This is a genomic window from Streptomyces venezuelae, assembly GCF_008642335.1.
In the GTDB taxonomy this organism is placed as follows: domain Bacteria; phylum Actinomycetota; class Actinomycetes; order Streptomycetales; family Streptomycetaceae; genus Streptomyces; species Streptomyces venezuelae_F.
Window position 1 is genome coordinate 5,625,400 of the sequence record NZ_CP029191.1, and the last position, 17,625, is coordinate 5,643,024.

Annotated in this window: 16 protein-coding genes; 10 read left to right on the plus strand and 6 right to left on the minus strand. The window is 70.7% G+C overall.

Going from position 1 to position 17,625, the window contains the following annotated elements; genetic code table 11:
• Positions 1–16: 16 nt before the first annotated feature.
• The gene (locus tag DEJ49_RS25605; protein WP_150186291.1) at positions 17–1,432 is read left to right on the plus strand and encodes a cation:dicarboxylate symporter family transporter; all 1,416 of its coding nucleotides are present in this window, start codon (positions 17–19) and stop codon (positions 1,430–1,432) included.
• Positions 1,433–1,574: 142 nt separating this feature from the next.
• Here DEJ49_RS25605 and DEJ49_RS25610 read toward each other — a convergent pair whose 3' ends face one another.
• Positions 1,575–2,174 (minus strand): TetR/AcrR family transcriptional regulator, encoded by a 600-nt coding sequence (locus DEJ49_RS25610; protein WP_150186292.1) that lies wholly within the window; start codon positions 2,172–2,174, stop codon positions 1,575–1,577.
• Between the two features lie 159 nt (positions 2,175–2,333).
• Here DEJ49_RS25610 and DEJ49_RS25615 point away from each other — a divergent pair, with 159 nt between their 5' ends.
• The gene (locus tag DEJ49_RS25615; protein WP_150186293.1) at positions 2,334–4,025 is read left to right on the plus strand and encodes an MFS transporter; all 1,692 of its coding nucleotides are present in this window, start codon (positions 2,334–2,336) and stop codon (positions 4,023–4,025) included.
• A gap of 79 nt (positions 4,026–4,104) precedes the next feature.
• Here DEJ49_RS25615 and DEJ49_RS25620 read toward each other — a convergent pair whose 3' ends face one another.
• The 3 genes from DEJ49_RS25620 to DEJ49_RS25635 all read right to left on the minus strand — a co-directional run bounded on the left by DEJ49_RS25620 (position 4,105) and on the right by DEJ49_RS25635 (position 5,628).
• The gene (locus DEJ49_RS25620) at positions 4,105–4,344 is read right to left on the minus strand and encodes a DUF397 domain-containing protein (protein WP_150186294.1); all 240 of its coding nucleotides are present in this window, start codon (positions 4,342–4,344) and stop codon (positions 4,105–4,107) included.
• Between the two features lie 161 nt (positions 4,345–4,505).
• The gene (locus tag DEJ49_RS25630; protein WP_223832996.1) at positions 4,506–4,724 is read right to left on the minus strand and encodes a DUF397 domain-containing protein; all 219 of its coding nucleotides are present in this window, start codon (positions 4,722–4,724) and stop codon (positions 4,506–4,508) included.
• A gap of 22 nt (positions 4,725–4,746) precedes the next feature.
• Positions 4,747–5,628, minus strand: a complete 882-nt coding sequence (locus tag DEJ49_RS25635; protein ID WP_150186296.1) for a helix-turn-helix domain-containing protein — start codon at positions 5,626–5,628, stop codon at positions 4,747–4,749.
• A 233-nt stretch (positions 5,629–5,861) separates the two neighbouring features.
• On the opposite strand from DEJ49_RS25635, the gene DEJ49_RS25640 reads away from it, so the two are divergent.
• The 3 genes from DEJ49_RS25640 to DEJ49_RS25650 all read left to right on the plus strand — a co-directional run bounded on the left by DEJ49_RS25640 (position 5,862) and on the right by DEJ49_RS25650 (position 9,453).
• The gene (locus DEJ49_RS25640; protein ID WP_150186297.1) at positions 5,862–6,290 is read left to right on the plus strand and encodes an ATP-binding protein; all 429 of its coding nucleotides are present in this window, start codon (positions 5,862–5,864) and stop codon (positions 6,288–6,290) included.
• Between the two features lie 57 nt (positions 6,291–6,347).
• Complete coding sequence (locus DEJ49_RS25645) at positions 6,348–8,765, plus strand: NACHT domain-containing protein (RefSeq protein ID WP_150186298.1); 2,418 nt, start codon at positions 6,348–6,350, stop codon at positions 8,763–8,765.
• 94 nt (positions 8,766–8,859) lie between these two features.
• A complete protein-coding gene (locus DEJ49_RS25650) occupies positions 8,860–9,453 on the plus strand; it encodes a dihydrofolate reductase family protein (protein WP_150186299.1) in 594 nt (197 codons plus the stop codon).
• Positions 9,454–9,480: 27 nt separating this feature from the next.
• On the opposite strand, the gene DEJ49_RS25655 is transcribed toward DEJ49_RS25650, so the two are convergent.
• Positions 9,481–10,311 carry an alpha/beta fold hydrolase gene (locus DEJ49_RS25655; RefSeq protein ID WP_150186300.1) on the minus strand — a complete coding sequence of 277 codons (831 nt, stop codon included), beginning with the start codon at positions 10,309–10,311 and terminating at the stop codon, positions 9,481–9,483.
• 86 nt (positions 10,312–10,397) lie between these two features.
• On the opposite strand from DEJ49_RS25655, the gene DEJ49_RS25660 reads away from it, so the two are divergent.
• The 5 genes from DEJ49_RS25660 to DEJ49_RS25680 all read left to right on the plus strand — a co-directional run bounded on the left by DEJ49_RS25660 (position 10,398) and on the right by DEJ49_RS25680 (position 15,251).
• The gene (locus DEJ49_RS25660) at positions 10,398–11,393 is read left to right on the plus strand and encodes a MerR family transcriptional regulator (protein ID WP_223832997.1); all 996 of its coding nucleotides are present in this window, start codon (positions 10,398–10,400) and stop codon (positions 11,391–11,393) included.
• A 16-nt stretch (positions 11,394–11,409) separates the two neighbouring features.
• Positions 11,410–12,015 (plus strand): DsbA family protein, encoded by a 606-nt coding sequence (locus DEJ49_RS25665; RefSeq protein WP_150186301.1) that lies wholly within the window; start codon positions 11,410–11,412, stop codon positions 12,013–12,015.
• 75 nt (positions 12,016–12,090) lie between these two features.
• Entirely contained in the window at positions 12,091–12,483 is a 393-nt protein-coding gene (locus DEJ49_RS25670) for a MerR family transcriptional regulator (RefSeq protein WP_150186302.1), read from the plus strand.
• Positions 12,484–12,520: 37 nt separating this feature from the next.
• Positions 12,521–12,853, plus strand: coding sequence for a thioredoxin family protein (locus tag DEJ49_RS25675; RefSeq protein ID WP_317850467.1), 333 nt, complete (start codon positions 12,521–12,523; stop codon positions 12,851–12,853).
• Positions 12,854–13,004: 151 nt separating this feature from the next.
• Positions 13,005–15,251: a HelD family protein gene (locus DEJ49_RS25680; RefSeq protein WP_150186303.1), complete on the plus strand. Its 2,247-nt coding sequence runs from the start codon at positions 13,005–13,007 to the stop codon at positions 15,249–15,251.
• Here the strand turns inward: DEJ49_RS25680 and glgB are convergent.
• Positions 15,226–17,616 (minus strand): 1,4-alpha-glucan branching enzyme, encoded by a 2,391-nt coding sequence (glgB, locus tag DEJ49_RS25685; protein ID WP_150188474.1) that lies wholly within the window; start codon positions 17,614–17,616, stop codon positions 15,226–15,228. The genes DEJ49_RS25680 and glgB overlap by 26 nt on opposite strands.
• Positions 17,617–17,625 lie beyond the last annotated feature (9 nt).

Below are 17,625 nucleotides of genomic sequence, written 5' to 3' on the forward strand. Positions count from 1 at the left end.
GTTCAAGGAGGGCCCCGTGACCACCACGGCCGACCCACAAACGCAGCCCGCCGCCAAGCGGGACCGCACGCACTACCTCTACATCGCCGTCATCGGCGCCGTGCTGCTCGGCATCGCCGTCGGCTTCATCTGGCCGGACTTCGCCAAGGAGCTGAAGCCGGTCGGTAGCGGCTTCGTCGACCTGATCAAGATGATGATCTCGCCGATCATCTTCTGCACGATCGTTCTCGGCGTCGGTTCCGTCCGCAAGGCCGCGAAGGTCGGCAAGGTCGGCGGCCTCGCGCTCGGCTACTTCATCGCGATGTCCGCCGTCGCGCTCGCCATCGGCCTCGTCGTCGGCAACATCCTGCACCCGGGCTCGGGCATGGACATCACCGAGTCCGAGAAGGGCGCGGGCCACAAGGCGGCCGACGAGGCGGACAAGGGTCTCGTCGACTTCGTGCTCGGCATCATCCCCAAGACCTTCGTCTCCGCCTTCACCCAGGGCGAGGTGCTCCAGACGCTGCTCGTGGCGCTGCTCGTGGGTTTCGCGCTGCAGGCGATGGGCCGCTCCGGCGAACCCGTGCTGCGCGGCGTCGAGCACATCCAGAAGCTGGTCTTCCGGGTCCTCGGCATGATCATGTGGGCCGCCCCCGTCGGCGCGTTCGGCGCGATGGCCGCCGTCATCGGCGAGACCGGCCTCGACGCGCTCAAGGCGCTCGCCACGATCATGATCGGGTTCTACGTCACCTGCGTCCTGTTCGTCGTCGTCGTGCTCGGCACGCTCGTCCGGCTCGTGACCGGCGTCAACCTGTTCAAGCTGCTCAAGTACCTGGGCCGCGAGTTCCTGCTGATCCTCTCCACGTCGTCCTCCGAGTCCGCGCTGCCGCGGCTCATCGCGAAGATGGAGCACCTGGGGGTCAGCCGTCCCGTCGTCGGCATCACGGTCCCGACGGGCTACTCCTTCAACCTCGACGGCACGATGATCTACCTGACCATGGCCTCGCTCTTCATCGCCGACGCCATGGACCAGCCGCTCGGCATCGGTGAGCAGATCTCGCTGCTCCTCTTCATGATGATCGCGTCCAAGGGCGCGGCGGGCGTCTCCGGCTCCGGCATCGCGGTCCTCGCGAGCGGCCTCCAGTCGCACAAGCCCGCGCTGGTCGACGGCGTCGGCCTGATCATCGGCGTCGACCGCTTCATGAGCGAGGCCCGCGCCCTCACCAACTTCGCGGGCAACGCGGTCGCCACGCTCCTCATCGGCACCTGGACCAAGGAGGTCGACAAGGAGCGGGTCACGGCGGTGCTCGCCGGACAACTCCCCTTCGACGAGCGTACGTTGGTGGACGACGGCGGGCATGGGGCGCCCGCCGTGGAGGACGACAGCCGCAGCCGTGACACGGACGCCGTGCCGGAAGCGCGGGACGACGGCAAGGAGCCGGTGAAGGTGTAGTTCACCGGCCCGGCCGTGCGAAGGGGCCCCCACCCCTCCTCCAAGGGGGCCGCCGGCGCCGCCCGCGACGTACGAGAGCTTCCTCCTCGTACGCCGCGGGCGGCGCTTTTCGCTGTCCGGTACGGGGGTGTCCGTGCGGGGATCAGCCCAGCCCCGCGATGATCTCCCGAGCCCGCTCCGCGGGAACCCCCGCCGACATGAGTGCCGTCGATGCCGCGGCGCGGCCCGCGTCCTTCGGGTCGAGGAGGCCGTCGTTGACTGCCTCCATCAGGCCGAAGAGCTGCTGTTCGTGGACGTACGCGAGCGCGGCGGGCGGCAGGGAGGACGTGAACGCGCCCTGGGCGAGGCCGAGTCGCAGGACGTTGACGCACTCGTCGCGGACCGGGGCGAGGCGCTGTCTGATGCCCTCCATGGCGACGCTGCGCTGGGCGAGGCCGACGAGCAGGCGGTAACCGTCGGCGATCTCCCAGACGGCGACCATCGAGTGGGCGAGCGACTCGGCGGGGTCGTCCGAGCGGGCGCGTCCGGAGGCGTGGGCCGCAGCGACCGCCTCGACCGCGCCGTCGATGAGGGCGCCGACCAGGGCCTCCCGGCTGGGGAAGTGGCCGTACACCGTCCTGCGCACGACGCCGGCCGCGCGGGCGATCTGGTCCATCGAGGCGTCCGGATCGCGCAGCAGCTCGGCTAGTGCCACCTCCAGGATGCGGCGGCGGTTGGCGTCGGCTCGGCTCATGGGCTCCATTGTGCACGCGCCTCCAGGAGGGGAGTTCCCACCCGTTTTGCACAGTCCTGTGCAGTGGCGTAAGTTGCACACTCGTGTGTAATTGCACAGTGCTGTGCAAGGTCACCGGACAAGTACGTATAAGAACCATGGAAGGGTGAGGCTTCGGTGGCTCTACTCATGAACCGACCGGTCGAGGAGATGAAGCAGCCGTACGCGCGCCGCTGGTGGGCGCTGCTCGTGCTCTGCCTGAGTCTCCTGATCATCGTGATGGCGAACACGGCGCTGACCGTCGCCGCCCCCGACATGACCAAGGACCTCGGGCTCTCCAGCTCCGACCTCCAGTGGGTCATCGACGGCTACACCGTCCCGTACGCCGCGCTGATGCTGCTGCTCGGCGCGATCGGCGACAAGTACAGCCGGCGCGGCGCGCTCGTGCTCGGCCTCGTCGTCTTCGGCGCAGGATCGGTCGCCGGCTCGCTCGTCGACAGCTCGGGCGGCGTCATCGCGGCCCGCGCGGTGATGGGCTTCGGCGCGGCCATGATCATGCCCGCCACTCTGTCGCTGCTCGCCGCGACGTTCCCGCGCGCGGAGCGCGCCAAGGCGATCGTGCTGTGGACCGCCACGGCGGGCCTCGCGATCGCGGCGGGCCCGCTGGTCGCGGGCGCGCTCCTTGAGGACCACGGCTGGGCGTCGACCTTCCTGATCAACGTGCCGATCGCCGCGATCGCCATCGTCGGCGCGCTGCTCCTCGTGCCGCCGTCCAAGGCGGGCCACTCGAACCGCATCGACTACGTCGGCGGCCTGCTCTCGGTCATCTGGACCGGCGCGCTCGTCTACATGATCATCCAGGGTCCGCACTTCGGCTGGGACGCCAAGGCGATTTCGGCGGCCGTCGTCGCGGGCGTGGGCCTGGTGGCCTTCGTGGCCTGGGAGCTCCGCCACCCCCACCCCATCCTGAACGTCCGCCGCTTCCTCGACCGCCGCTTCTCCGGCTCGAACCTCGCGGTCGCGCTGTTCTTCCTCGCGGTCTTCGGCGCGTTCTACTACCTCACGCAGCACCTGCAGTTCGTCCTCGGCTACAACCCGCTGGAGACGGGCGTGCGCATGCTGCCGCTCGCGGGCGCGGTCTTCGTCGGTTCGGCACTCACGGGCTACCTGACCCCGCGTATCGGCATGAAGATCACGGTGTCGGCGGGCATGGTCGCGGGCACGGTGGCGCTCGCGCTCCTGACGCGCGTCGACGCGTCCTCGTCATACGGGGACTTCGTCGCCCCCCTGATCATCCTGGGCCTCGCCATCGGCCTCGCCCTGTCGCCCTGCACCGACGCGATCATGGGCGCGTTCCCCGAGTCCGAGCTCGGCGTCGGCGGCGCGGTCAACGACACGTCGCTGGAGCTCGGCGGCTCGCTCGGCATCGCCATCCTCGGCTCGGTGCTCGCCAGTTCGTACTCCTCGAAGCTGGCGGACGCCGCCGCGGCGTCCGGCGCCAAGCTGCCCGACGGCACGCTGGACACCGCGCAGGACTCCGTCGGCGCGGGCTACGCGGTGGCGCAGGGCATCGGCGACAAGGCGCACGAGGTCGCGGGCCAGGCCGCGAAGGCGACCTCGCCGGAGCAGGCCGCTCAGCTGAAGGGCCAGGCCGAGCAGCTCGCGCAGGGCGCGGGCAAGATGGCCGACGCGGTCGGCTCCGCGTTCTCGGATTCCGTGGCACACACGAGCCTCGTCGGCGCGGTGATCCTCGGAGTCGGCACGGTTCTCGTGGCGGTGCTGCTGCCGAGGAAGTCGGCGTCGGTCGGGGATGCGGATGCGGATACGGCTGCGGCTGTTCCGGGGGACGCGGGCGTACGGGAGCGGGAGCCTCAGCGGTAGGAGCTGCGCGGAGGTTTCAGCGGTGACACCGCCCCCGGGCGCCATGGCGGCGGCGTCGGGGGCGGTGTCGTATGTCCTGCTACTGGCCGTTCGGCGCGTACGTACGGCTGGCGTGTGCCACGAACGCGGACCAGGACGACGGGCGGAGGAGCAGGGCGGGCCCGTGGGGGTTCTTGGAGTCTCGGACGGCTATGCCGGTGCCGGGGGGTGCGGTCAGGTAGGCGACCTCCAGGCAGTTCTGCCCGGTGCCGTCGCTGTACGACGACTTGAACCAGGCCCGGTCCGGGGCGAGGTCGGGTGCTGTGTGGCGAGGTTTCATGGTCTATAGCTCTCGTTCTAGTCGGTTCAGGAACTCAGGCGTGTCCTCGGGTGACAGGGCCGAAGCGGCCATGGCTTCGAACCGGCGCATGAACCGGTCGACTTCGCGGCGCTTACCCGAGGTTTGCGTCGTCCCCCCCCGCGCTCTCAGTTGCTCTCTCACTAATGGCCGTTCGGCATGCCTGTGTGGCTCGCATGTGCCACGAATGCGGACCAGGATGACGGGTTGAGGAGCAGGGCGGGGCCCTGGGGGTTTTTGGAGTCTCGTATGGCTATGCCGGTGCTGGGGGTTGCCGTCAGGTCGGCGACCTCCAGGCAGTTCTGGCCGGGGTCGCTGTAGGACGACTTGAACCAAGCGTCGTCGCTGATCAGTTCAGCCATGGTGCGGTGAGTCCTCATGGATTTACAGCTCTCGTTCTAGTCGGTGCAGGAAATCCGGTGTCTCCTCGGGCGGCAAGGCAGATGCTGTCATGGCGTCGAACCGGCGGCTGAAGCGATCGACTTCGCGTGGTTTGTCCGAGGTGGAGACAGAGCCCCAAGCGCTGTCGGTCTGGACTCGCGGAGGCAGTGCGTTGCCGAAGTCGAGGAGTACGAAGTCGTTGGTGGAGCGGTAGTTCCTGCGGAAGGGCAGCACCTGGACGGTGACATGGCCCCAGCCCGACAACTCCTCAATCCTTCCGTATTGTTCGCGCATCACATCGGCATCACCCGCAACGTGGCGCAGGGCTGCCTCGCCGAGGATGACGTGCAGCTTTACCGGGTACTCCCGTGTGAGCACTTCCTGACGTCTCATCCGCAGTTCCACGCTACTTCGGATGAACTCGGTCGTGTACTCCTCGATCGGCTTGTGCGCCTCGTGCGTGGCGCGTGCGTAACGCTCGGTCTGGAGCAGGCCGTAGACCACTGTCGGGTGGTACGCCTTCATGGCGCGCGCCTCTGGTTCAAGACCGACGAAGCCAGGCATACCCGCGGGCATGAGGCCTCGGTACTGCGTCAACCAGTCCTGGTTGCTTGATTCCCGGTTGAGGTTGATCAGAGACTCGACGACGGCCTCGTCCGTGACGTTGTACCTCTCCAACAGCTTTCGCAGGTCTCCTACGTTGCGGAAGTTCAAGGCGCCCGCCTCGATGCGCTGGAGCGAGGCCTCGGAGATGCGCAGGCCCTGCGCCGCTTGGCGGCGTGTGAGGCCACCGCCTCGATCGCCGAGCCCACAGTTCTCACGCAGCTGCCGCAGCTGTAGCCCGAGTTCGAGCCGCTGTGCTGTCCGCCCGCGTTTGGCCGCCATGTGCACCGTCCATGTTTCGTCGTGCGAGTCACTGGGTGACGTGCGTCGAGTCTGGCAGCAACTGTGCTGCTCATACGGCCCTTTGTGTAGATCCGCGCATAGTTCAATCTCGACCCGGCTGATTAATCAGCTGGGTTTCGATTGAAACCTATCGGAGGGACCGGTCACGGTGGTTGGGCAACGCTCGCACCGGCCGGGGGCCCACCCCGTGCCGCCGAACAAGGGTTCCGCTCATGCCCGAACTCAAGGCTCCGCCCGCCCGCGATTGGGTCATGGGCTACCCCATGGCGCTCGCCACCGTCCGCCTCGCCCGCCGGCACGTCCGCCGACGGCTCACGACGTGGGCGTGGACCGGCAACATCGACGACGCCGTCCTCGTCGTCTCCGAACTGCTCGCCAACGCCGTGCGCCACGGCAAAGTCCCCGGCCACCACGTGTGGCTGCGCCTTGCCATGGAGGAAGGGGTGCGGCTCGTCGTCGATGTCTCGGATCCGGTGCCCGTGTTCCCGGCGTTCGACGGGGGCGTCGGTGCGGCCGTCGACGGGGGAGAGGGTGGGCGCGGCCTGCTCGTGGTGCGGCAGCTCACCGTCGAGTTCGATTGGTTTCCGCGTACGGGAGTCGGCAAGACCGTACGCGCCAGGGTTGGCGTCGGGGCCCGGTAGCTGCGGCTCGGTGCTTCTGTCTGGTCCGGGCGGGGGCGCTCGGGCATGCTGCGGGGCATGGGGGCACGGCAGGTGCGGGGGCCCGCGCGGTGGCTGTTCTTGGGTGGGGCGGCGACGCTGGCGGTCAGTGGGGCGTGGGCGGTCTGGGCGGTGCGCCGGGATGGCATGCAGCCGCAGGATGTGGCGGGGGTGCTCGGGCTGCCGCTCGGGGTGCTGGGGCTTCTCGTCGGTACGGCCATCAGTCTGAGTGCCTTGCGCTTGCAGCGGGCGAGTGATGGTCTGGGTGTCGCCCTGGACCGGCTGGCGGGGTCTGTCGAGGATGTCGAGGTCGCCGAGCGTACGCACATGCTCGGTACGGGGGCGCATCTCATCGACCTGCACGTCGACGTCGAGCCACGTGGTGGCGGTGCGGCGCCGCGGGGGCGGCAGCGGTTGTCCGACGTCGCGCGGTGGTACTGCGATGCGCCGGACCGCCTCGTCGTCACCGGGCCGCCGGGGGCGGGCAAGACGGTGCTCGCGGTACATCTCGTGGTGCGGTTGCTGGAGGCGCGGGCGGCCGGTTCACCGGTGCCGGTGCGGCTGTCGATCCGGGATCTGACGCCGGTGGGCCGGCGCCGGTGGTGGGGGCTGCGGAGGGCGCGGGGCGGGCTTGAGCAGTGGCTCGTCTCCAGCCTCGTCAAGTCGTACGACGTTGATGGCGTCGCGGCCGTGGAGCTCGTGGCGCGGCGGCTCGTCATTCCGGTGCTGGACGGGCTCGACGAGATGGACACGGAGGGCGACTCGGGGCGCGCGCGGCAGGCTCTGAGCGAGCTCAACGGTTACCAGGGGCTCGGTGGCAGCGCCCCGCTCGTGCTCACCTGCCGTGAGGAGCGGTACACCGAACTCGCGGAGCGACAGGCCTGGTTGCGGGAGGCGACGCTGCTGCGCATCGCGGGGGTCGACGCGGATCAGGCGGGCGCGTACGTGGAGTTGCGGTCCGACGGGCGGTCGTCGCCGGTGGGTGCGGTGGCCCCCGCCATGCGGCGGGACGCGGCGGGGCCGGTGGCCGTGGTGCTGAGCTCGCCGTTCTACCTGGGGCTCGCCGTCGCCGTGTACGGCGGATCTCCGGACGGGCTGCGTCCCTTGCCGGACTTCGGTTCCGAGGACGACCTGCGCTACTACCTCCTCGCACGCTGTGTCCCCACCGCGACGGCCGCGGCCAACGCCGCCGCGCGGCAGGCCAGGGCGAGCGTCATGGGGTCACGCACGCCATGGATCCGACAGCCGGATCACGACCCGGGAGCGGTGCACCGGTGGCTTCACCACATGGCGGGGGCGGAGGGCGGGATCGCCTCGGCGGGACGGGTGCTGGGAAGGGGCTGCACAACAGTCCTGGCGCTGATCGCGGCTCTGGTTCCTGTCGTGTTCGTCCTGCTGGCCCTTCCGGACGCGGTGGCGCAGTACTTCCCGGAATCCTGGTGGCAGCACCGGGTGGGTTCCGGCGAGTCCTGGGCCTATGCGGTGCTGTTCGTTTCCGTCACGGCCCTCGTATGGTCTGAGGGACAACGCGAGCGGAGACCTTCGCGGCCGTCGGAGCAGGTGCGTCAGCGGCCCGGCGGAGTCGGCAACACGGCCGCCCGGGTGGCGCGGCGGGCGGGGGTGGTCGTCGCCCTGGCGTGCGCGCCTGTGATCGCTGTGGGTTCGGAAGCCATGATCCCGTTCACCGACTGGTACGCGGAGATTCCGTCCCCGGTCTGGTACGCGAGTGGATTGGTGACCGTCCTTGTCGTGGCCGGTGCAATCGCGGTGGACGAGGACGTTGTCGCCCACTCCGACGTGCGCGAAGGCATCGGTTGCGCAGCACTGCCGACGGTCTGCGGTCTCGCGGCGTTCGTGATCCGTGAAGTCGACTCTCCCGCGGGGGACTTCGCCTGCACGGCCTCGCTGCTCGGTGCCGTCATTCTCCTCCGACGGTTCGGTTGCCTGCGGGCCTACTCCCTCATCGGTGGATTACTGGGGTGGGCCCTCACATGGGAACCGGTCTATCTGGGGCCTGCCGGCAGCTTCTCGGCCGGTGGAGCGGCGGGCATTCTCACCTCGTACGCCCTGGGGTGCGCACTGCTCGGGTCGGGGTCGGCGGAACGCACTCGTGAAGCGGCGCGGGGCGTGGCGCGGAGCGTTCGGTGGCTGCTGCCGCTCGGCATTGTCGTCGGGCCACTCCTGATCGGCATGGGAGCGACCGTGTACATCGGTTTCGCCGGGGTCGTCTTCCTTGCCATCGCCTGGATGACGCTGATCCTGATCGAGCCACTGGCCCACGCACTCCTCACCCTCACCGCCCACCTCCTCGGCCGCACCCCCCTCACCCCCGACACCTTCCTCGCCTGGGCCTACCACGCAGGCCTCCTCCGCATAGTCGGCGGCGCCTACCAGTTCCGCCACAGCGAGCTCCAGGAATGGCTGCACCGAAACCCGGTCCCACCCGCCAACCGTTGACACCACTCCACCTGAAGTACTACGGTCTGACCACTTCACTCGGAGTACAACGAACAACGTGGCTCGCCGCCACGGCCCAGGCCAGGGAGCCCGTATGCGAAAGCTCGTCTACTTCATCGCCGTCAGCCTCGACGGATTCATCGCAGGTCCCGACGGCGCCGACCCCACCGGCCCCGACGGTTTCTGGCCCGTCGCGCAGGATTACGTCCAGCACCTCGCCACGACCTACCCCGAGACCCTCCCCGCCCCCGCCAGGGACGCCCTCGGCATCACCGCCGAGGGGACCCACTTCGACACCGTTCTCGAAGGCCGCAGGACCTACGGGATCGGCCTCGACGCCGGGCTGACCAACGCCTACCCCCACCTCCGCCACTACGTCTTCAGCCGCACCCTCACCGAGAGCCCCGACCCGGGCGTCGAAGTCGTCGCCACCGACCCCGTCGAGAAGGTGCGGGAGCTCAAGAGGGAGGACGGCAAGGACATTTGGCTGTGCGGTGGCGGCGAGCTCGCCGGAGTGTTGCGCGGTGAGATCGATCGGCTCGTCGTCAAGATCGGTCCGCTCACGCTCGGTTCGGGCACGCCTCTGTTCGCGCAGAAGACCGCGTTCGACCCGGTCCTGTACGAGCGGAGCGACGCCGTGCTCCTCGACAGCGGCACGATCTTCCTGACGTACGACAAGAAGGCCTAAGTCGGACCCACGGCGGGAGCCGCACTCCTAAGCCGGGCCCACGGCGGGAGCCGCACTCCTCAGCCGGTGCCCCTCACCCGCCGCCGCCCGCAACAGCACCTCCACCAGCTCATCAGGGACCGAGAGCATCGGCCAGTGACCCGTCGCCATGTCGAAGAACGTGGCGCGCGGGTCGGCCAGGTGCTGGACGAGCGGCAGGCCCGACACCACCAGGGCCTCCAGCGACGCGATGTCCATCGTGCCGCCGGTCGTACAGAACACGCCGGTCGTGGGAAGGGCCGCGACCGTCTCCGAGATGCGGAGCTTCTGCGCGTACGGGCCCGCCGGCGCGGGGGAGGCGAGGCGTGCCAGTCGGGTCAGCGCTTCGTCGGACACCCCCGCCAGGTTTCCGTGCGCCCGCCACTCCTCCACCGACGGCGCCGGGATCCGCCAGCCGTCCTCCGCCCGCTCCTGCTGGGCCAGAGTCCGATCCCTGGCCGGGCCGTCCGGCATCTGCTCCCGCACCTGGTCGATCATGGAGTAGCCGTCCTGCGGCATGGGGGAGTCCAGGTAGACAAGGCGCGAGACGCGGTCCGCGCGGCGGTCGGCGGCGCCCACGGACGGATAGATGCCGTAGCAGTAGCCGACGAGGACGACCTCGGGCGAATCGGCGGCGTCGATGTGGTCGAGCAGTTGCGTCACGTCCTCGATGTGCGTGTCGAGGTCGACCTCCGGGCCTGCCAAGTGGCGGCGGTCGCCGAGCCCCGTGAGCGTCGCCGCATGCACCTCCGCCCCCGCCGCCCGCAGCCCCGCGGCCACGTCCCGCCAGAGCCAGCCACCCGTGTATCCGCCCGACACCAGCACGAACGACGCGGTCATGGTTCCTCCTCGTACGGTCAGCCGAGCCCGGGACCGCCCCGCGCTCGCCGGTACGGTAGGAACTCCCCCTGAGGGAGGTTCAAGCCGTGACGCCCGCCGAGAATCGACACCTGCCGGCCGACGACCTGTGGAGCATCGGACAGCTCGCCGAACGCGCCGGTGTCTCCGTCAAGACGGTCCGGTTCTACTCCGACCGCGGCCTGCTCCCCGAAGCCGCCCGCAGCGGAGGCGGCCACCGCCGCTACGGCCCCGACGCCCTCGACCGGCTCCGCCTCATCCGCTCCCTGCGCACGCTCGACCTTTCCGTCCCCGACGTGAGCCGCGTCCTGGACGGGGACGGGCGGGAGGACGTATTGGAGGACGTACTGGAGGATGTCATCGCCGGGCAGCTGGAGGCGGTCGGGTCGCGGCTCGCCGCGCTGCGCTGGCGGGAGGCGGCGCTGCAGCTCCTCACCGACTGCGCGACGCCCCAGGAACGCGCCGAACGACTGCGGTTGGTGGGAGCCGTGTCCACGCCGCCCGGGACAGCCGCGCTCGCCCGGTTCTGGCGGTGCTGGCTGCCCGCGCGGCTCCCGTCCCGCGTCGTCACGGCCGTCGTCGACCGGGCCGTACCCGTACCGCCCGACGCCCCGGCCCCCGCCCAAGTCCTCGCCTTCGCGCGGCTCCAGGACTTCGTCACCGCCCCGTGCTTCGTCTCGGGGCCGCGCGCGGGAACCGATTACGGTCAGCCCGAAGTGCATTCGTCCGGCAAGGGGTACCGGCCCGCCGTGCTCTACGAAGGACTCCCCGAGGCCTTCGAACTGGCCGGCCCCGACGTGCGCGCCGGCCGCGCCCCGCGCGAGGGCGAGGCCCTGGACTGCTTCGTCGCCGTCCACGCCGCCGCACTCAACCGCCGCGACACCCCGGACTTCCGCCGCACCCTGCACCGAATGCTCGCGGCCGAGCCCCGCATCGACCGCTACTGGCAGCTGGCGTCCGAGGTGGCGACCCCGCCCGCCGAGACAGCGCAGCCGACGCCCGGCAGCATCGACAACTGGCTGCGTGCGGCGCTGAGTTCGTCGAACCCGCCGATGGCTCACTGAGTCGTACGGTAGTCGCGTGAAAACTGCCGTGACCGTCGACTTCTGGTTCGACCCCGTGTGCCCGTACACCTGGATCACCTCGCGCTGGCTCCGTGAGGTGGAGCGCATGCGGGACATCGACGTGCGATGGCGGGTGATGAGCCTGGCCGTGCTCAATGAGCATCTTGACGTCGACCCGGAGGATCCCGAGGGGCTGTACAAGGAGTACATGAAGGCGCCGGGGCGGATCTGCGCGGCCGTCCGCGAGCGGTACGGCAACGAGGCGCTCGGGCGGTACTTCGACGCGCTCGGCGCGCGGATCCACGGGCAGCAGGACTGGTCGGGCACGGCCGCCGCGCTCGCCGACGCGGGGCTGCCCGCGGAGCTCGACTCGGTCGCGATGACCACCGAGTACGACGACGCGGTGCGCTCCTCGCAGGAGGCGGCCGTCGCGCTCGTGGGCGACGACGTCGGCACCCCCGTGCTCTCCGTCGAGGGCGCGGGCGCGCTGTTCGGGCCGGTCGTGTCCCCGGCGCCGCGGGGCGAGCGGGCGGGGCGGCTGTGGGACGGCGTGGTGCTGATGGCCGGGGTGGAGGGCTTCCATGAGTTCCGGCGGGCGTACGGGGCACTGGACTTCGGCTGAGCTCCCCCGCCTCACCGCTCCATACGGGCAGAAACCTCTGGCCTTGACGCCCACGTCAAGGATTACCGTCGACGCATGCGAATCGGCGAGCTCGCGGCGCGCGCGGGGACGACCACGCGGACGCTGCGCTACTACGAGTCCCGCGGGCTGCTCCCCGCACGGCGGACCGGCAACAACTACCGCACGTACGACGAGGACGACGTGCGGCTCCTGGAGCAGATCAGGACGCTCCAGGACTTCGGGTTCGACCTGGAGGAGACCAGGCCGTTCGTGGAGTGTCTGCGCTCCGGCCATCCGGAGGGCGACTCCTGCCCGGCGTCGCTCGCCGTCTACCGCCGCAAGCTCGCCGAACTCGACGCGCTGATCGGCGAGTTGAGCGCGGTGCGTGACCAGGTCGGGGCGCAGCTCGTGCGCGCCGAGGCGGCACTCGACGGCGGGCCCGAGCCGCGGTGCGAACTGTCGGGATGACGGGATGACGGGATGACGGGATGGGGAGTGTGAGGCAGTGAAGGCAGCAGGCGTGGCCGAGGTGACGGACGCGGATTTCGAGGGGGAGGTGCTGCGGGAGGCGGACCGGCCCGTGCTCGTGGAGTTCACGGCGGACTGGTGCGGGCCGTGCCGGCAGCTGGCGCCGGTGCTCAGTGAGCTGGCGCGCGAGGAGGCGGACCGCCTGAAGATCGTGCAGCTGGACGTGGACCGCAGCCCGGAGACGGCGATCGCGTACAAGGTGCTCTCGGCGCCGACGATGATCGTGTTCCGTGGCGGTGAGCCGGTCCTGCAGATGGTGGGCGCGCGGGCGAAGCGCAAGCTCCTCGCGGAGCTGGCCGACGTGATCTGAGGCCTCGGCCTCGAAAAGAAATGCCCCGGACGAATTGACGTCCGGGGCATTTCTCTGCGTATATTGGTTTCTTTCGCGACGCCTCGCGCATTTGCACAGCGCAGCGCCACGAGAAGTTCAATAAGAGCACTGTAACTGGCGAGGGGCTGAATTGTCAACCGAGGAATTGCGTGAAGAGCAGCAATTCGTCTCCGGGCTGTACGCGCGCCTGGACGCGCTGCGCGAGGAGGCCGAGTCCGCCGTGCAGGCGTCGTTGTCGCAGGTCGGCAACGGTCTCCAGGCGCGCCTTGAGCGGGACGTCCTGGTCGCGGAGCGCTCCGGGCTGCTCGCCGCCTTCGACGCGGGGGAGAACGGTCTGTGCTTCGGGAGGCTCGAATTCCGGGACGGCCGTGATCACCACATCGGACGCATCGGAATCCGCGCGTCCGACACGGAACGCACCCCACTCGTGATCGATTGGCGTGCCGATGTGGCGCGCCCCTTCTATCTCGCGACGGGCCACACCCCGATGGGCCTGCGCAGGCGCCGGCACATCACCACCGAGGGCCGTGAGGTCACCGCCCTGCACGACGAGCTCCTCGACCTGAGCGACACGACCCGCACCGGCCACGAGGGCGCCGACGCCGACGAGGTGCTGCTCGCTGCCCTCGACTCGGCCCGCACCGGCCGCATGCACGACATCGTGCAGACCATCCAGGCCGAGCAGGACCGCATCATCCGCGCCCCGCACCGCGGCGTCCTCGTCGTCGAGGGCGGCCCGGGAACGGGCAAGACCGTCGTGGCCCTGCACCGGGCGGCGTTCCTCCTCTACGCCCACCGCGAGCTGCTCGCCAAGCGGGCCGTCCTCATCGTCGGCCCCAATCCGGCGTTCCTCGGCTACATCGGCGAGGTCCTGCCCGCACTCGGCGAGACCGGCGTGCTGCTCTCGACGGTCGGCGAGCTCTTCCCCGGTGTGACCGCGACCGGCACGGACACCCCCGAGGCGGCCGAGGTCAAGGGCCGCGCGGAGATGGCGGACGTCCTCGCCGCGGCCGTGCGGGACCGGCAGCGGACCCCCGAGCCGGGCGAGCCGATCGTCATCGAGCACGACGACGGCGACCTGATCCTGGACTGGACGATCGCCGACCAGGCCCGCGAGGCGGCCCGCGCCGCCGACGTGCCGCACAACCCCGGCCGCCCGCACTTCGCCTTCCGCGTCATCGACGAGCTGACCGCGCAGCTCGCCGAGCGCATCGGCCACGACCCGTACGGCGGCCCGAACTTCCTCGGCCCCGACGACATCGCCCAGCTCGGCAAGGGCGTCGCGGCCAGCGCCGAGGTGCACGCCGCCATCGAGGAGCTGTGGCCGACGCTCACCCCGCAGCGCTTCCTCGCCGAATTCCTGGAGGACCCGACGGGGCTCTCCGAGCGGGACGCGGACGCCGTCCGCAGGGCGTACGACGCGCCCTGGACCGCCGCCGACGTCCCGCTCCTCGACGAGGCCGCCGAACTGCTCGGCCACGACGACAGCGCCGTACGGGCGGCGGCCGAGGCGGAGCGGGCCAAGCAGATCGCCTACGCGCAGGGCGTCCTCGACGTGTCGCGGGCCTCCCGGACGTACGAGTTCGAGGACAAGGACGAGGACGACGCCGAGGTCCTTCTCGCGCACAACATCATCGACGCGGAGCGCATGGCCGAACGCCAGGAGGAGGCCGACCACCGCAGTGCCGCCGAGCGCGCGGCCGCCGACCGCACCTGGGCGTTCGGGCACATCATCGTCGACGAGGCGCAGGAGCTCTCCGCGATGGCGTGGCGGCTGCTCATGCGGCGCTGCCCGACCCGCTCCATGACGCTCGTCGGCGACCCCGCGCAGACCGCCGAGGCGGGCGGCTGCGGCTCGTGGGACAGCATCCTCGGCCCCTACGTCGAGGACCGCTGGGAGTACACCCGGCTCGGTGTGAACTACCGCACGCCCGTGGAGATCATGGACGTGGCGGCGGAGGTGCCGCGCCAGGAGCGGCCCGACTTCATGCCGCCGAGCTCGGTGCGGTCCACGGGCGTACGTCCCTGGGCGCGCCGCACCGGTGACCTCGCCGCCTCCGTGGCCGAGGCGGTCGCCGCCGAGGCCAGGGACGAGGGCCGCCTCGCGGTGATCGCGCCCCGCGAGCTCCACGCGGAGCTCGCCGCAGAGCTGCCCGGGGTGACGGCCGGGCAGGTCCCGGACCTGACGCGGCCGGTCGTCCTGATCGACCCGCGTCAGGCGAAGGGCCTGGAGTTCGACACGGTCCTGGTCGTGGAGCCCGCGCGGTACGGGACGAGCGACCTGTACGTGGCCCTGACCCGGGCCACGCAGCGCCTCGGCGTTCTGTACACGGACGAGCTGCCCGTCGCTCTCAAGCAGGTCGAAGCCACACCGTAGCCAGCGGCGGCAGGGTCAGGTGCAGGGACACGGGACGGCCGTGGGACGGGGTCGGGGCCGGCTTGAGCGGGTCGGGGTTGATGACGTCCCCGCCGCCGAAGCGGGCCTCGTCCGTGTTCAGCACCTCCTGCCACGCGGCGAACTCGTCCGGCACGCCCAGGCGGTAGCCGTGCCGGACGACCGGTGAGAAGTTCGAGACGGCGAGCAGCGGCCGGCTCTCGGACCCCGTGCCGTTCTCGGCGGGGTACCGGAGGAACGCGAAGACGTTGTCCTCGGCCGCGTCGCCGTCCACCCAGGCGAAGCCGCCCGGGTCCGTGTCGCGCTGCCACAGGGCGCCCTCGCGCCGGTAGACCGTGTTCAGCTCGCGGACCAGGTCCCGCATGCCCCGGTGGTCGGGCTCCGCGCCGTACGCCGGATCGAGCAGCCACCAGTCCGGGCCGTGGCTCTCCGACCACTCGGCGCCCTGCGCGAACTCCTGCCCCATGAAAAGGAGTTGCTTGCCGGGGTGGGCCCACATGAAGCCGAGGTAGGCGCGTTGCGTGGCCCGCTGCTGCCACCAGTCGCCCGGCATCTTCGACACCAGCGACCGCTTGCCGTGGACGACCTCGTCGTGCGAGATCGGCAGGACGTAGTTCTCGCTGTACGCGTACACCATCGAGAACGTCATCTCGTTGTGGTGGTATTTGCGGTGCACCGGCTCCTTGGAGACGTAGCCGAGGGAGTCGTGCATCCAGCCCATGTTCCACTTCAGGCCGAAGCCGAGGCCTCCGAACCCGCCGGGGCCCTGGTGGTGGGTCGCCCGGGTGACGCCGTCCCAGGCCGTGGACTCCTCGGCGATGGTGACGACACCGGGGGAGCGGCGGTAGACGGTGGCGTTCATCTCCTGGAGGAAGGCGACGGCGTCGAGGTTCTCGCGCCCGCCGTGCGCGTTCGGCGTCCACTGGCCGTCCTCGCGCGAGTAGTCGAGGTAGAGCATGGAGGCCACGGCGTCGACGCGCAGGCCGTCGATGTGGAACTCCTCGCACCAGTAACTGGCGTTGGCGACCAGGAAGTTGCGCACCTCCCTGCGGCCGTAGTCGAACTCCAGCGTCCCCCAGTCGGGGTGCGCGGACCGCGCGGGGTCCTCGTGCTCGTACAGCGGGCGGCCGTCGAACTCGGCGAGCGCCCAGTCGTCGCGCGGGAAGTGCGCGGGCACCCAGTCCATCAGGACACCGATGCCCGCCCGGTGCAGCGCGTCGACGAGGAACTTGAAGTCGTCGGGCGTGCCGAGGCGTGCGGTCGGCGCGTAGAAGCCGGTGACCTGGTAGCCCCAGGACCCGCCGAAGGGGTGCTCGGCGACCGGCATCAGCTCCACGTGCGTGAACCCGAGGTCCGCGACGTACGCGGGCAGCTGCTCCGCGAGCTGGCGGTACGTCAGACCGGGCCGCCAGGACGCGAGATGGACCTCGTACACCGAGAAGGGTGCCTCGTGGACGGGCACCTCCGCCCGCCTGTCCAGCCACTCCTGGTCGTGCCACTCGTGGCGCGACTCGTGCACCACCGAGGAGTTCGCGGGCGGTGCCTCCGTGCGGCGGGCCAGCGGGTCGGCGCGCTGCGTCATCGAGCCGTCGGGCCGGGTGATCTCGAACTTGTACAGCTCGCCCTCGCCGACCGAGGGCACGAAGAGCTCCCACACGCCGCTGCCGCCCAGCGAACGCATCGGGAACCCGAGGCCGTCCCAGTAGTTGAAGCCGCCGACGATCCGCACCCCGCGGGCGTTGGGCGCCCACACCGTGAACCGCGTCCCGGTGGCGCCCTGATGTGTCATGAGCCGCGCGCCGAGCGCCTCCCACAGCCGCTCGTGCCGTCCCTCCCCGATCAGGTGCAGGTCGAACTCGCCGAGCGAGGGCAGGAAGGAGTACGCGTCGTGGATCTCCAGTTCCGCGTCCTCGTACGTGACGTGGAGGCGGTAGTCCTCGGGCACGGTCCGCAGCGGGAGGACGGCGGAGAAGAAGCCGTCGCCGTCGTCGCGCAGCTCGGCGCGGAGCCCGTCGGCGACGACGGCGACTCCCTTCGCGTACGGGCGCAGCGCGCGGAAGGCCGTGCCGCCCGGCACGGAGTGCGCGCCCAGGACACCGTGCGGGTCGTGGTGCGTCCCGCTCAGGAGCCGGACGCGGTCGTCCTCGGGGACGGGGGATTCGGTGACGGCGGGTGCGGCGGGTGCGGCGGGTGCGGTGACCGGGGGTTTCGCCGGGGGTTTCTTCGCGCTCCTGGTGGTCTTGGCGGCCTTCACAGTCTTCGCGGCCTTGGCGGGCTTCGCCGCCTTCGGGGTCTTCCCGGTCGTCGCACGCTTGGGGGCCGGAGTGGCGGGCGTGGCCGGTGGGATGGGGGCGGC